This is a genomic window from Dactylosporangium sp. NPDC049140 (assembly GCF_040648435.1).
The window spans coordinates 112,212-125,438 of sequence record NZ_JBEZDS010000036.1 but is presented as its reverse complement, the minus strand read 5'-3'; the positions used below and the strand labels follow the sequence as shown (position 1 = coordinate 125,438).

General features: G+C 74.2%; 17 protein-coding genes. 3 read left to right on the top strand and 14 right to left on the bottom strand.

All coding sequences use genetic code 11. From position 1 onward, the window contains the following. Positions 1-100: 100 nt before the first annotated feature. The 8 genes from AB0B76_RS40595 to AB0B76_RS40560 form a co-directional block, all read right to left on the bottom strand. Entirely contained in the window at positions 101-580 is a 480-nt protein-coding gene (locus AB0B76_RS40595; protein WP_360385742.1) for an ATP-binding cassette domain-containing protein, read from the bottom strand. Then, the gene (locus AB0B76_RS40590; protein ID WP_360385740.1) at positions 577-984 is read right to left on the bottom strand and encodes an ABC transporter permease subunit; all 408 of its coding nucleotides are present in this window, start codon (positions 982-984) and stop codon (positions 577-579) included. Before AB0B76_RS40590 ends, AB0B76_RS40595 begins: the two co-directional genes overlap by 4 nt. A 422-nt stretch (positions 985-1,406) precedes the next feature. Beyond that, entirely contained in the window at positions 1,407-1,904 is a 498-nt protein-coding gene (locus tag AB0B76_RS40585) for an N-acetyltransferase family protein (RefSeq protein ID WP_360385738.1), read from the bottom strand. A 43-nt stretch (positions 1,905-1,947) separates the two neighbouring features. Next, positions 1,948-2,211 carry a hypothetical protein gene (locus AB0B76_RS40580; RefSeq protein WP_360385736.1) on the bottom strand — a complete coding sequence of 88 codons (264 nt, stop codon included), beginning with the start codon at positions 2,209-2,211 and terminating at the stop codon, positions 1,948-1,950. Next, positions 2,208-2,561, bottom strand: a complete 354-nt coding sequence (locus tag AB0B76_RS40575) for a hypothetical protein (RefSeq protein ID WP_360385734.1) — start codon at positions 2,559-2,561, stop codon at positions 2,208-2,210. Before AB0B76_RS40575 ends, AB0B76_RS40580 begins: the two co-directional genes overlap by 4 nt. Continuing rightward, complete coding sequence (locus AB0B76_RS40570) at positions 2,558-2,899, bottom strand: STAS domain-containing protein (protein ID WP_360385732.1); 342 nt, start codon at positions 2,897-2,899, stop codon at positions 2,558-2,560. Before AB0B76_RS40570 ends, AB0B76_RS40575 begins: the two co-directional genes overlap by 4 nt. 78 nt (positions 2,900-2,977) lie before the next feature. Next, on the bottom strand, positions 2,978-3,442 hold the full coding sequence (locus tag AB0B76_RS40565; protein ID WP_360385730.1) for a hypothetical protein: 465 nt from the start codon (positions 3,440-3,442) through the stop codon (positions 2,978-2,980). Positions 3,443-3,450: 8 nt separating this feature from the next. Further along, positions 3,451-5,232, bottom strand: coding sequence for an EAL domain-containing protein (locus tag AB0B76_RS40560; RefSeq protein WP_360385728.1), 1,782 nt, complete (start codon positions 5,230-5,232; stop codon positions 3,451-3,453). 128 nt (positions 5,233-5,360) lie between these two features. Here AB0B76_RS40560 and AB0B76_RS40555 point away from each other — a divergent pair, with 128 nt between their 5' ends. Then, positions 5,361-5,804 carry a hypothetical protein gene (locus tag AB0B76_RS40555; protein ID WP_360385726.1) on the top strand — a complete coding sequence of 148 codons (444 nt, stop codon included), beginning with the start codon at positions 5,361-5,363 and terminating at the stop codon, positions 5,802-5,804. 4 nt (positions 5,805-5,808) lie between these two features. Here the strand turns inward: AB0B76_RS40555 and AB0B76_RS40550 are convergent, their stop codons facing one another. Both AB0B76_RS40550 and AB0B76_RS40545 read right to left on the bottom strand, forming a co-directional pair. Next, positions 5,809-7,302 carry an MFS transporter gene (locus AB0B76_RS40550; RefSeq protein WP_360385724.1) on the bottom strand — a complete coding sequence of 498 codons (1,494 nt, stop codon included), beginning with the start codon at positions 7,300-7,302 and terminating at the stop codon, positions 5,809-5,811. Between the two features lie 96 nt (positions 7,303-7,398). Further along, positions 7,399-8,505, bottom strand: coding sequence for a Vms1/Ankzf1 family peptidyl-tRNA hydrolase (locus AB0B76_RS40545; protein ID WP_360385722.1), 1,107 nt, complete (start codon positions 8,503-8,505; stop codon positions 7,399-7,401). Between the two features lie 121 nt (positions 8,506-8,626). On the opposite strand from AB0B76_RS40545, the gene AB0B76_RS40540 reads away from it, so the two are divergent. Both AB0B76_RS40540 and AB0B76_RS40535 read left to right on the top strand, forming a co-directional pair. Next, positions 8,627-8,920, top strand: a complete 294-nt coding sequence (locus AB0B76_RS40540) for a hypothetical protein (protein WP_360385720.1) — start codon at positions 8,627-8,629, stop codon at positions 8,918-8,920. Positions 8,921-9,001: 81 nt separating this feature from the next. Beyond that, positions 9,002-10,153, top strand: a complete 1,152-nt coding sequence (locus AB0B76_RS40535; protein WP_360385718.1) for an exo-alpha-sialidase — start codon at positions 9,002-9,004, stop codon at positions 10,151-10,153. A gap of 33 nt (positions 10,154-10,186) precedes the next feature. On the opposite strand, the gene AB0B76_RS40530 is transcribed toward AB0B76_RS40535, so the two are convergent. The 4 genes from AB0B76_RS40530 to AB0B76_RS40515 are packed head-to-tail and all read right to left on the bottom strand — an operon-like array spanning position 10,187 to position 13,144. Further along, positions 10,187-10,903, bottom strand: a complete 717-nt coding sequence (locus tag AB0B76_RS40530; protein ID WP_360385716.1) for a hypothetical protein — start codon at positions 10,901-10,903, stop codon at positions 10,187-10,189. A gap of 50 nt (positions 10,904-10,953) precedes the next feature. Further along, positions 10,954-11,421 (bottom strand): hypothetical protein, encoded by a 468-nt coding sequence (locus AB0B76_RS40525; RefSeq protein WP_360385714.1) that lies wholly within the window; start codon positions 11,419-11,421, stop codon positions 10,954-10,956. A 20-nt stretch (positions 11,422-11,441) separates the two neighbouring features. After that, entirely contained in the window at positions 11,442-11,993 is a 552-nt protein-coding gene (locus tag AB0B76_RS40520; protein ID WP_360385712.1) for a sigma-70 family RNA polymerase sigma factor, read from the bottom strand. Then, positions 11,990-13,144, bottom strand: a complete 1,155-nt coding sequence (locus tag AB0B76_RS40515; RefSeq protein WP_360385710.1) for a S8 family serine peptidase — start codon at positions 13,142-13,144, stop codon at positions 11,990-11,992. Before AB0B76_RS40515 ends, AB0B76_RS40520 begins: the two co-directional genes overlap by 4 nt. Positions 13,145-13,227 lie beyond the last annotated feature (83 nt).

Below are 13,227 nucleotides of genomic sequence, written 5' to 3'. Positions count from 1 at the left end.
CCGGCACGGCATCAGCCGGTCAGACCGGGACCGTCCCACCGCAAGGCGGGACTGCCAACCGTGTGCTCACCAAAGCGTACTGAGAGGTAACGGCTGTTCATCAGGGCCGGACGATCGCGACGCGCTGCTGCTGGCCGCCCGACAGGCGGTCCGGGTACGCCCCCGGCGCGAGCAGGGCCAGCAGCGGCCGGCCAGGCCGATGCGGGCCAGCAGCGCCATCGCCCGCTCCGAGGCCTCGGCGGCCGCGACGCGGTGCACGCGGCGCGGGGCGAGAGTCACGTTGGCCCAGCACCGTCATGTGCGGGAACACGTTGAAGGCCTGGAACACCATGCCGATGTGGCGGCGTACGCGGTCCGGGTCGGTCCTCGGGTCGGTGACGTCGAGCCCGTCGAGGCGGATCGTGCCGTCGTCGACCGGCTCGAGCAGGTTGACGCAGCGCAGCAGGGTGGACTTGCCGGAGCCGCTGGCCCCGATGAGCGCGACGACCTCGTGCTCGGCGACGTCGAGGGAGACGCCGCGCAGCACGTGGTGGGCGCCGAACACCTTGTGCACCCCGTCGACGGACAGCACCGTGCTCACAGGCCCACGTCCCCGGACTGGCGGCGGGCGGCCCGGACGGTCACCCAGTCGGTCACCGCGACGAGCGGGATCGCCAGCAGCACGAACAGGACGCCCGCGACGATGTACGGAGTGTAGTTGTACGACACCGATGTCTCGATCTGCGCGGCGCGGATGGCGTCGACCGGCCCGGCGAGGGAGATGAGCCCGACGTCCTTCTGCAGCGCGACGAGGTCGTTGAGCAGCGGCGGGGCGACGCGCCGGACGGCCTGGGGCAGCACGACGTGGCGCATGGTCTGCCGGTAGGTCAGCCCGAGCGAGCGCGCCGCGGCCCGCTGCGACGGGTGGACCGACTCGATGCCGGCCCGGAACACCTCGGCGATGTAGGCGCCGTAGGTCAGTACCAGCGCCGCCCCGCCGAGCACGAGGACCGGCGGGGGTGCCGCTCAGCCGCAGCCCGGGCACTCCGAACGCGAAGACGTAGATGGTGATGATCAAGGGCAGACCGCGGAAGGTGTACGTGTACCCGCCCGCCAGCGCCCGCAGCGGGAAGAATACCGGCCGCCGCAGCGTGCGCAGCGACGCGATGGACAGCCCGACGAGCAACGCGCCGGCCGCGCAGAACACCAGCAGCTCGACGTTGAGCCAGAGCCCGTCGAGCACCGCCGGCAGCGCCGCGCGGGCCGTGTGCGGATCGAAGCGTGTCCGCGCGCGCCGGCGTGGCCTCCGGGACCCGGTCAGGCGAGCGTGGCGACCTGGTCGGCGGCGTGGCGGACCGGGGTGGCCAGGCCGGTGACGGTGTCGCTCCGGCGGGCCCCGACCGCCTCGTGCCGGCGGCGCTCCTGCTTTATCCCAGGGTGTACTGCATGAGCAGCGTGTCGATCCACTTCCCGTGCTTGTAGCCCACCCCGGTGAGCCGGCCCGCCTCGGTGAAGCCGGCCGACCGGTGCAGGGCCACCGACGCGTCGCTGCCGGTGTCGGCGATCACGGCCACGACCTGGCGCATGCCCGCCTGCGCGCAGCCGTCGAGCACCGCGCGCAGCAGCGCCGCGCCGAAGCCGCGCCCGCCCCAGCCCGGGCCCAGGTACACCGAGTCCTCGACCGAGTGCCGGTAGGCGGGCTTGGGGCGCCACGGGGCGGCGTAGGCGTAGCCGGCGATGCGCCCCTCGGCCTCGCCGACGAGGAACGGCAGCCCGCGCGCGCCGAGGTCGTCGAGCCGGGCGTGCCAGGCCTCGGCGGCCGGTGGGGTCTCGTCGAAGGTCGCGACCGTCTCGGTGACATAGTGCGCGTAGATCGCGGCGACGGCGGCGAGATCCCCGGCCCCGGCCGGGCGAACGGTGAGCATCGGTTCAGCGTAAGAGCGGCGCCGGGCGCCGCCGGACGGAGGGTCAGCGTAAGAGCCGCAGCGCCGCCAGCGCCGCGGCGGCGCACGTGCACATCGTGACACCCATCGCCACCGCCGAGCCCGGCCCGGCCACGACCTGGCCCAGCGCCAGCCCGACGACGAACACGGTGAGCGACAGCTGCACCACCGGGGCGCTGGTGTGCAGGTCGCGGGCCATGCCGGGCAGGGCCGGCAGGTACATGTCGATGGTGAGCGGGGCGAAGCCGCTGAGCCAGCCGAGGACGAGGGCCAGCCACAGCCGCCTCACCGAGCGCGGGACCTGACCTGGCGGAAGTCCACCCGGGCCTGGGCGACCTCGGCGCGGGCGATGGCGCCGTACGTCTGCCGGGCCAGCTCGGGCGCGATCGCGGTCGCCAGCCGCACGGTGAAGCCCTGGCGCAGCAGCCGGCGCACGGCCGCGAGCGCGGCGACCGGCCGGCGGAAGGTCTCGGGGCGCGGCTGGAGCAGCGCGCCCGGGCACGCGACGGCGAGCAGCCGGTTGTGCTCGGGCCGGCACGCGAGGACGACGAGCTCGCCGTCGGCCCGGTCGGCGAAGGCGGCGCGCAGGTCGTCGGCGTCGTCGTAGAGCAGGGCGGCGTGGTGGTGCGGGTCGGTCATGGCGCCGGGGGGCCGCCGAGCGGGATCCGGCCGTCGAGGTCGACGCGGTCGATGACGCCGCGGACGTACTGGTCCTCGCCCACGACCACCCGCAGCGGCACGTGGACCCGGTCGGCCGCGTCCGTGGCCCGCAGCAGCGCCCGGACCCCGCCGGCGGCGATGAACTCGAGCGCGCACAGGTCCACCACCAGCGCGTGGCCGGGGTTCGCGGCGGCGAGCGCCTCGCCCATCGCCCGGTCGAGGTCGGGCGCGGCGAAGGCGTCGAGCGCGCCGGTCAGCGTGAGCACGACCGCGTCGGGCACGTGGCCGCGGCGCACCGCGAACGTGGGAGCAGCCATCGCGCCTCCTGGTCGTCGCGCTCCAGCCTACGCGCCGGCGACGCCGGGCGGATCGGTCCGGCCATCGCGCCGCTAGGGTCAGTCGCGGCGTTCCAGGATCGCGCTGCCCCCGTTGCGGCCGAACGCCCACCACAGGGTGGACCCGATGGCGGTCCCGGCGAGGATGACCAGCACCACGAGGCCCGGCCCGTCCGCGGTGCGCGCCGCCAGCACGATCCCCGACCCGGCGACGAGCGCGAAGGCCAGCGCGAACGGCTTGCGCGGGCGCACCCGGTACCGCCCGTCGCCGATACGCTCGCGGGTCATGCCCCACAGCAGCGGCGAGCCGGTCGGCGGGTCCTCGTGGTCGTCGAGGTCCAGCGCCGTGCCGCGGCCCCGCCCGAAGGCCTGCCACAGCATGGTGCCGCCGACGACCAGCCCGATCGCGCCCCACCAGAGCGCGATGCCCAGGCCGGCCGCGACCGCGTAGCCGACCACGGCCGCGATCGTCACGGCGACCACGACCGCCTGGGGGCGCGTCGGCCGGAGCCGGTATCTTGCCATGTCGATGGTTATACGCCGGTGGCGGCCCACTCGACAGGGGGCAGCCGGACGCTCGCCACGCCGCGCGGCCGGCCGGTGCGCAGCAGGGCGCTCAGGTGGTCGGCCGGCGCGGGCTGGCCGAGGAGGTAGCCCTGGGCGAACGGCACCTGGAGCTCCCGCAGCACCGTCAGCTGCGCATCCTCCTCGATGCCCTCGGCCGTGACGCTCACCCCGGTGCTGCGCCCCAGCTCGCCGAGCAGCTTCACGACCGCGTGGTCGTTGCGGTTGTCGAGCATGCCCGCGACGAACGAGCGGTCGATCTTGATGCCGGAGACGGGCAGCGCGGACAGGTGGCGCAGGGTCGCCGAGCCCGCGCCCATGTCGTCGAGGACGATCCCGACGCCGTGCTCGCGCAGCTCCCCCAGCTGGCGTACCGCGTCCTGCAGCTGCCCCAGGTCCGCGGACTCGGGAAGCTCGACCCGGATGCGGTCCGGCGCGAGCCCGTTGCGGCGCGCCGCCGCGAGCACGTCGCCGGCCAGCCCGGCCCCGCGCAGCGTCTCGACGGTGAGGTTCACGTTGACGTACCGCGGCGCGCGGTCCCCGAGCACGAGGTCCCAGGCGGCCAGGTCGGCGCAGGCCCGCCCGAGCACCCAGCGGTCCACGGCGGGCATCCGCCCGGCCCGGGCCGCGTCGGCGAGGAACCGGCCCGGGGTGAGCAGGCCGTGCTGCGGGTGCTGCCAGCGGACGAGCGCCTCGACGGCCCAGACCCGGCCGTCGTCCACGCCGACGATCGGCTGGTAGAACAGCCGCAGCTCGCCGCGGTCGATCGCGGCCAGGATGCCGTCCCCGGCCCCCGGGCGGGGCGCGGCCGGCGCGCCGGCGTCCACGGCCACGCGGACCTTGTCGCCGCCGGCCTGCTTGGCGCGGTACATCGCCGCGTCCGCCTCGCGCAGCAGTGTCTCGGCGTCGGCCGCGGCGGCGCCGATGGCCACGCCGACGCTGGCCGAGCTGTGCGCGCCGGGCGGCAGCGCCGGGTCGGGCGTGGCGATCGCGAGCCGGAACCGCTCGCCGAGCGCCGCCGCCGACAGCTCCGGCTGGTGGCCGCCGGGGACGCGGGTCAGCACCGCGAACTCGTCGCCGCCGAGCCGGGCCACGACGTCGTCCCCGCCGGCCGCGGCCGCGAGGCGGTGCGCGGCCGAGACGATGAGCCGGTCGCCGGCGGCGTGCCCGAGGGTGTCGTTGACCTGCTTCATGCGGTCGAGGTCGACGAAGACCACGGCGACGCCGGGGCGGGCGGTGTCGCGGCAGGCCGCGGCGAGCCGGGCGAGGAAGCGGGCCCGGTTCGCCAGCCCGCTGAGCGGGTCGACGACCGCCTGCAGCGCCATGAGGTCGGCGAGGGCCTCGTACAGCCACGCCGCCGAGACCCGCGCGAGGCGCCCGTCGCCGCGGCGGACGAGCACGTCGTCGTAGCGGCGCACCCGGTCGCGCCGGCTGATCTGCTCGCAGACGTCGATCACCGAGGCGCGCTCGTCGACGATCATCGGCGCCGGGTCGGCGGTGCGCCCGACCGGCGTGCGCTCCCACAGCGCGCGACCGTACCCGAACGGGCCGGACATCAGCTGCCCGAAGCGCTCCCGGTCGATCAGGCCGATGCCGCCGTCGAGGTACATGACGGCCACGCACGGTAGCGAAGGATCGGCGCGGAAGTGGAGATCGAGCTCGACGCAGCGCATGGTGGCCTCGACGACCGCGACCGGGCGCGCGAGGGCCCCGACGGTGTCAGCCGGGCGGCCCGGTGCGACCCGTGTCACGGGTCAATCATCGATGGGGGAAGCCGTTCCACCAAGCAGAAATCCGGCCGCTCACCATCTCGTCACGCGCCATTCAAGTCATCACTGACCGTGACTGATCCCCACTCGATGTGGGTAGTGGTACGCCCGTGAGCGCTCCGGACGACATCCCGGCCGACGAACGCCGGGCCCGGCGCCGCTGCGAGGCCCACGACCGAGCCGACAAGGCCCGGCAGCGCGCCGAGGAGGCCGGCGCCCGGCTGGCGGAGCTGCGCCGCGACGTGATCGAGTCCGATGCCGGACCGCGGGGCTCGACGGCGTCACAGAGCGACCGCGCGGCCCAGCTCGCCGAGGAGTCCCGGCGCCTGGCCGAGCGGGCGGCGCAGAACGCCGCCATCGCGGCCCGGGCGACCGCGGACGTGCACGACACCGCGGCGTGGCTGCACGCCCGGTCGGCCGAGGCGGGCCTGGGCGACGCCGACGAGCACCGCCGGCAGGCCCGCCGGCATCTCGACCAGGCCGCGGCCGACCGGGCGGAGGCGCTGGAGGACGACCGCCTGCGCGAGGAGGCGCGGCGGCCGCCCGGCCCCTGAACCGCTACTTGGCGGGCGCGGGCGCGGGTGCGCCTTGGTGCCGGCCCGTGGGCTCTTCCGGCAGGTCCTCGACGCCCGCCTCGACCGCCTGCTCGTGACGGCGGCGCGCCGAGGGCAGGATCAGGGCCGCCACGATGCCGAGCACCGCGACGCCCGCGCAGAGCCAGAAGCCCTGGGTGAACGCGTCGTCGGTCGGCAGCCCCTGCGGCGTCGTGTTGGACGCGATGACGGCGGCGATGACGGCGGTACCGATGCTGCTGCCGATCGTCCGCGCGATGGTGTTCACGCTCGCCGCCTCGCCGGTGTGGGTGGCCGGGACGCTCTCGATGATGGCGTTGGACATCGCCGCGAACGCGAGGCCGATGCCGGCCCCCGTGAACAGGCCGGAGACCAGGATCATCCAGATCGCGCCGTGGCCGGCGGCCGGCAGGGCGAAGGCGGCGGTGACCGCGATCGCGCCGAGGGCCATCGGGACCTTGGGGCCGAAGCGGCGGTCCAGCAGGCCGGCGAGCGGGCCGAACACGAGCATCATGAGCACGGTCGGCAGCAGGAACAGGCCGGCCTGGGAGACGGACTTGCCGAAGCCGTAGCCGGTCGCCGCGGGCAGCTCGAGCAGCGTCGGGACGAGCACGAACGTGCCGAACATCGCGAAGCCGAAGATCAGCGCGACGAAGTTGGTCGCCCACACGCCGCGCAGCGCCATCAGGCGCATGTTCACCAGCGGCTCGCGCACGCGCAGCTCGACGGCGACGAACACGGCGAGCAGCACGACGCCGCCGGCCAGCAGGGTCAGGGTCGCGACGCTGTCCCAGCCCCACTCGCGGCCCTTACTGATCCCCAGCAGCAGCGCGACGAGCGACACCGACAGGATCGCCGCGCCGGCCACGTCGAGGCGGCCGGGCGCGCGCACCGGCGACTCGGGCACGCCGAAGAAGACGCCGAGCAGCGCCACGGCGACGACCGCCAGCGGGAGCCAGAACAGCCAGTGCCAGGACAGGTGGTCGACGATCGGGCCGGCGGCCACGATGCCGACGCCGGCCCCGATGCCGAAGATGGCCGAGAGCAGGCCGACGGTGACGCCGACCCGCTCGCGGGGCAGTTCGTCGCGCACGATGCCGATCGACAGCGGCATGATCGCGCCCGCCGCGCCCTGCAGCGCCCGGGCGACGATCAGCGTCGCCAGGTTGGGCGCGAGCGCGGCCAGCAGCGTGCCGGCGGCCAGGATGACGAGCACCACCAGCATCACCCGGCGCTTGCCGACCATGTCGCCGAGCCTGCCCAGGATCGGCGTGAGCACGGAGGCCGACAGCAGGTACGCGGTGAGGATCCAGCTGATGTCGCCGGTGGACGCGTGGAGGTCCCGGGCGATGATCGGCAGCGCGGGCGCGACGAGCGACTGCAGGACCGCGAACGCCAGGCCGCCCAGCGACAGGAACAGCACCACGAGCGTGCTGTTCGAGTGCCGGCCGGTCCGCCCGGACGAGACGGAGTTTGCCACGGAGTACCCCTCGTAAGGTAAACGTCTGTTGACATTGCACGGTAGACCGGGGTCCACGACAAAGTCAACGGCGGTTTACATCACATCGGGGCCTCCTCAGCGCCGGCGCGTCCCGGCGTCGGCGTAGCGCAGCAGCGCGGCGACCCCGCCCTCGACCGGCAGCTCGTCCGGCACGGCGAAGAGCAGGTCGGCCTCGGTGCCGACGATCGCGCGCACGAGCGCCGCGTCGGCCCGGACCCGCCGGGTGTCGCGGACCCCCATGGCGATCAGCTCCGCCCGGTCGAACGACAGCTGGGCCGGCTCCGGCCCGATCCACAGCTCCGTGGTCGAGGTCGGGTCGTCGACGAGCAGCACGGTGCCGACCTGGCCGCGCTGCAGGGCGGTGACGACGGCGGGCAGCCCGTCGCCGGCCGCGTCGTTGCCCCGCCGGCTCTGGTACCGGTCGAGCACCGCCCGCGCCTTCTCCGCCGCGCGCTCCGCGATCGCGTGCACGGTCACGTCCTCCAGCGCCGCCGGGCCGGTGGTGGAGCTGGTCTCCACGACCCGCTCGCGCCAGTGCTCCGGCAGCTGCGCGACGAGCAGCGGGCGCGCCTGCGGGTCCCCGGCCACGAGGATGACCTCGGCCCCGCACCGCTCGGCGGCGTCCGCCACGGCCGCGGCGACGGTGCCGGCGTTGCGCTCCCAGGACACGTGGGCGGCGCGCTGGTACCGCGGCTGGGACCACCCGCCCGGCTTGACCCGGTGCACCGGCCACTGCTCCGTGCCCGCCACGGTGTCGGTGCGCACGAGCCGGGAGGCGTCGACCGCCTCGATCCGGCCGCCGGTACGGTCGACGAGCACCCGGACATAGGGGATCGACTCGCCCATCTGGGCCAGCAGCGGCATGACGTGCGGCAGCGGGCCGAACGCGGCGATGTCGCGCCGCGGCGGGGCCGGCAGCACCTGCAGCATCGCCACCTCGCCGGCGGTGGCGAAGGCGGCCAGTCCGTACCGGCCGTCCTCGCCCGTGTGCCCGAGCAGGGCGCGCCCCAGCGCGTCCAAGGTCCCCGGGTCGCACAGGGCCGCCTCGAGGCTCTCCCGGGCCGCCCGCCAGCGCAGCTCGACGGTGCCCGCGGGGTCCTCGTTGTTGCGCGTCCCATCGAGGTAGACCGACGCCCACGGTCCGGGACGCTCGTACAACGGGCGTAGGAAGGACACGTTCATATGCGGCGGTTACCCCAATTGCCGGGAAGGAACCGTTTCGTGGGTTAGCCGGGATGTACCCCGGGTAGGTGGTGAAAATACGGACGCGAGAGGCCTGAGTGACCCGCACCGGAGGTGCACCATGAGCTCGCCCGAGCAGCGCGCCGACGAGGCCGCCAGCGCCGAGACGCGGCGCAACGGCGGCCCGACGACGACCGGCGGCATCCGCACCACCACGGGGTCCAACGCCGGCCCGGGCGGACCGGGCGGCGGCCACCACCGGCGCTTCCGCAGCGGGGTCGCCCCGGCCACGACCGGCCCCTCCGACGGCACCGAACCACGAAGCGACGACGGAACCGAGGCACGAAGCAACGACGGAACCGAGGCACGAAGCAACGACGGAACCGAGGCACGCAACGACGACGTGGCGGAGTAACGCGGCGACGATGTGACGGAGTCCGGCCGCGACGATTGACATGGAACGATATTCCACATAGATATATCGACCATGTTCACGATGCGGCGGTTGGCGGCGTTCCTGGCGGTCGTGGCGGTGGTCGTGGGGCTCGGTGCGTCCCCGGCCGCGGCGGTCACCCAGTTCATGAAGCTCTGGCAGGAGCCCGGCGACTACGAGGCCCGGTTCCCCGACATCGTCAAGCTCGACGACGGCCGCCTCATGGCCGTCTGGTACCGCGCCACGGGCCACACCGGCCCCAACGGCACCGTTCAGGTCGCCTTCGGCACCGCGAGCGGCTCCACCTGGACGTGGACGAACCCGCCCCACCCGGCCCTGGCGAACCCCGCGACCATGGCGAACAAGGACATGCGCGACCCCAAGCTCGGCAAGATGAAGGACGGCGCCGTCGTGCTGACGTTCTTCGTGCCGGGCGACGGCGTGTACTACTCGGTCTGGAAGCCGGGCTGGAACTACTTCACCGATCCGGCGAAGCTCACCGTGCCCGGCATCGGCGGCAGCGCGCTCGACGAGCACGGCGGCGTCCTCGCCCTCGACGACCAGGGCGGCGCGACGAACCAGGTGCTGATCCCGGTGTACAACAACACCGGCGCCTGGTTCGTACGGGCGACCTGGCGCCCGGTGAGCGACCCGCGGCTGCTGGTCGCCGACGCCTTCCAACTCGCCGCGAACAGCCCCGCCGACGGCGGCTTCACCGACACCTACACGGAGCCGAGCTTCGTGCAGATCGGCGGCACCGTCGTCGCCGCGGTCCGCCACGAGCAGAACAACGGCACGGTCTCCAACGGGCAGCCGGTGAAGGTCCTGAAGTGGAACCCGTACACGTTCACCGGCACCCAGGACTACTACGACGTGCAGTGGCTGCCGGTCTACGCGAGCTCGCACCACCTGCTGAAGACCTCCGACAACCGGGTGCTGTTCACCTTCGGCGACAAGGGCGTGGCGCTGCGCCCGACCTACGGCATCCTCATCCAGAACCCGCTGCAGCCCTGGCCCGAGACCGGCCTGAAGAAGGTGGCCGTCTACAACTCGGGCGCCTCGGACCAGGCCAACCCGTCCAGCGTCGAGGTGAGCCCCGGGGTGTACTTCACCCTGGCCTACAACGCGAAGGCGAAGAGCGCCACCGAGGGCAGCGGCACCTCGCCCAACGGCGGCACCCTGTGGGTCATGCGCAGCACCGCGTCGGAGTACTGAGGCCGAGTCAGAGCTTCAGCAGCCGCCGAACCCTCAGTCCTCGAAGTCGCAGACCTTCCACTTCCGGTTCTCCTTGACCAGCTTCACGGTGAGGTTCTCGCTGCGGTTCTTGCCGTTCGACTTGACGGTGAACGTGGCGTAGACGCTCGCCGCGTCGCCGTTGACGGTCTCGCCGGTGACGTGCCACTCGACGACCTGGTTCGTGGTTGCGAGGTCGTCGTCGGTGGTGGTCTCCTTCCTCGCCAGGTCGGCCTTCTCCTTGCACAGCATGCCGATGATCTTGTCTCGGTCGGGGTGGGGCTTGGCCGCCTCGGTGAGGTAGTCCTTCGTGACCTCGGTGGGCGTGTGCACGAAGACTTTCTGGTACGTGAAGTAGCCACCGACGGCGAGCACGATGACGGCGAGCAGGCCGCCGATCCCGATCAGCGCAATCTTTCCGCCCCGCTGCGGCGTGCCCGTGTTCGGCGGCTGCGTGGACCACGGCACGTTGGGCGGCTGCTGGCCGTACCCCGGCTGCTGCCCATACCCCGGAGGCGGCCCGTAGCCGGGCTGCTGCTGCCCGTAGCCCGGCTGCTGCCCGTACGCCGGGGGCTGCTGGCCGTAACCCGGAGGCTGCTCCCCGTACGCCGGGGGCTGCTGGCCGTACGCCGGAGGCTGCTGCCCGTACGGCGGCTGGGACGGCGGCTGCGGCGGCCCGTAAGGCGGCTGATATGGCTGCTGCGGATCGTTCGATTCCCCCGGATAGGTCACCGGCACATCGTATACATGCGGCTCATTGCCGCAATCCGAACGCCGACCGGCTAGCCGGGCATGATCGCCGGCGTCGACAGGGTGGTGCCGTCCGGGGCCGGGCCCCAGGTCACCCGCAGCGGCCCGGCGGGCAGCCCGGCGGCGGTGAAGCGGCCCAGCGCGTCCGTCGTGCCCGACCAGGTGCCGTCCCGGTGGCGGATCTCCAGCGGCGCCGCGACCGGCCGGCTGACCTGGCCGATGAGGTGCAGGCTGCCCTCGTCCTCGCTCACCTCGAGGTCCAGCACGGTGTCGCCCGAGCCGTAGCTGAGCAGCCGCGGCGCGCCCGAACCGCCCGCACGGACGCCCGGGGCCGCGCCCGCCACCGCGCTGTCCAGCAGCAGCGTGGCCAGGGCGGCGTCCGGGCGGCGCCAGGCCAGGATGCCGGACGCGGCCCGCAGCAACAGGACCGGCGGCGGGTCGACGGCGGTGTAGACCCGCCCGACCGCGTCGCCGAGCGCGTCGTCGCTCGCCTCGCTCATGGCCGTCTCCTCCTCGTAGGTCACAGCGCCGCCGCCATCAGGGTGCGCAGCTGGCCGAGACAGCGGGCGCGGGTCGGGCCGATGCTGCCGACGGGCACGTCCAGGGCCGCGGCCAGCTCCGCGTACGTCGGGACCGGGTCGGTGCCCATCGCCCGCAGCAGCCGCGAGCACCGGTCCGGCAGGCGCCGGATGGTCTGCCACAGCAGCCGCTCCTCCTCGGCCCGCAGCACCGACTCCTCCGGCAGGCCGGAGGTCGACCGGATGACCGACATGTGGTCGTCGAGGTCGGCCGGCGACTCCCGGCCGCGCCGTCGCAGCATGTCGATCGCCTCGTGCCGGGCCGTCGTGGCCAGCCAGGCGCCCAGGCCCGCCCCGTCACGGATCTGGTGCAGCTTCTCCACCAGCCGGAACCAGGTCGCCTGGAACACGTCGGCGGCGTCGGCGTCGCCCAGCCGGAAGCTGCGGGCGGTGGCCCAGACCAGGCCGGAGTAGCGCGTCACCAGTGCGTCCCAGGCGCGCTGATCCCCGTCGGCGGCCTCGATGAGCGCGATCGTGGGATCGAAGGTCGTCACAAGATCGTAGGGTACCCGGCGAAGCTGTGCGCGGCACCGGTTTGCACGATCTTCGCCGCCGCCACCACCGCCCCGGGGTGCGCCGCCTCGGCGATCGCGGCGACCACGTGCGGGGTCGCGAACGACGTGCCGCTCCAGGCCGCCCATCCGGTGCCGAAGTCGGGGTGGTTGATGTACGTACTGACGACGTCGGCCCCGGGCGCCGCCAGGCTCACCCACGGGCCGGTGTTGCTCCACGGGCACACGGCCGTGCCGTCGTGGGCGGCCACCGCGACGACCTGGTCCTTCCAGGGCACGTCGGCGGCGGCGAACGCGGCCGGCCAGTACGGCAGCCCGGCCTGGCCGTCGTTGCCCGCCGCGGCGACGACGACCCGGTCGCGGCCGGAGAGGAACCGGTCGAGGGCCGCGCCGAGCAGGACCGGCGGCTGGTCGTCGGCGGTGTACCCGCCGAGCGACAGGTTGAGGACGTCGGCGTCGCCGAGGCCGGCGATGCGCAGCGCCAGGTCGAGCTCGGTGCCGACGCCGAAGGAGTCCAGCACCTTGACGATGCGCACCTGCGCGCGGGTGGTGCCCTGCAGCACGACGCCGGCGATGAAGTTCGCGTGGCCGACGTCGGAGTCCAGCACCGAGTCCAGGTCGGCGTCGACGACGGTCTCGTAGTCGGACGCGCCGACGGCGTACCGGCTCGGCGGGAGCGGGCTGTCGGCCCACACCCCGGTGTCCAGGACGGCCACGCGCACCGGCGCCTCGACCCCGGGCGCGGCGATCGCGGCCGCCCGGCTGGCCACGGGGCGGCCGAACGGCCCACCCTGTTCGTGGGGCGCGCCGAGCAGGACGTGGTTGGGGCCGACGAGCCCGCCCCGGCCGGCCCGCTCGTGCACCCGCCGGGCCGCGCGCAGCGGGTCGAGCCCGCGGGCCCGGATGCGCCGTACGCCCGGCAGCGGCTCGTCCTCGGCGAGGTCGGCGGCGTTGTGGCCCTGGGCGGAGACCGCGGCGCGGGCGTCGTCGTAGTGCTCGTCGAGGGCGAGCAGCTCACCGCCGACGTAGCGCACCGGACGGACCCCGGCCGTGTCCGTGACCAGCCAGGGCAGGGCGGCCAGGTGCTCGGCGCGGCGGGACCGCCACCGCTCCAACCGTTGCGACGCGTTCACGGCTCCTCCTCGATGTCGGTGACTGCAGAGGATGACTGGTCCGGCCATCCTATCGATACGTCGGGTAGGCGACAGCTCACGGT

Coding starts and splice junctions, on each gene's coding strand:
- AB0B76_RS40585 (WP_360385738.1), bottom strand. CDS start 1,904: ATGCTCACCGTTCGCCCGGCCGGGGCCGGGGATCTCGCCGCCGTCGCC.
- AB0B76_RS40575 (WP_360385734.1), bottom strand. CDS start 2,561: ATGACCGACCCGCACCACCACGCCGCCCTGCTCTACGACGACGCCGAC.
- AB0B76_RS40570 (WP_360385732.1), bottom strand. CDS start 2,899: ATGGCTGCTCCCACGTTCGCGGTGCGCCGCGGCCACGTGCCCGACGCG.
- AB0B76_RS40565 (WP_360385730.1), bottom strand. CDS start 3,442: ATGGCAAGATACCGGCTCCGGCCGACGCGCCCCCAGGCGGTCGTGGTC.
- AB0B76_RS40545 (WP_360385722.1), bottom strand. CDS start 8,505: ATGAACGTGTCCTTCCTACGCCCGTTGTACGAGCGTCCCGGACCGTGG.
- AB0B76_RS40540 (WP_360385720.1), top strand. CDS start 8,627: ATGAGCTCGCCCGAGCAGCGCGCCGACGAGGCCGCCAGCGCCGAGACG.
- AB0B76_RS40535 (WP_360385718.1), top strand. CDS start 9,002: ATGCGGCGGTTGGCGGCGTTCCTGGCGGTCGTGGCGGTGGTCGTGGGG.
- AB0B76_RS40525 (WP_360385714.1), bottom strand. CDS start 11,421: ATGAGCGAGGCGAGCGACGACGCGCTCGGCGACGCGGTCGGGCGGGTC.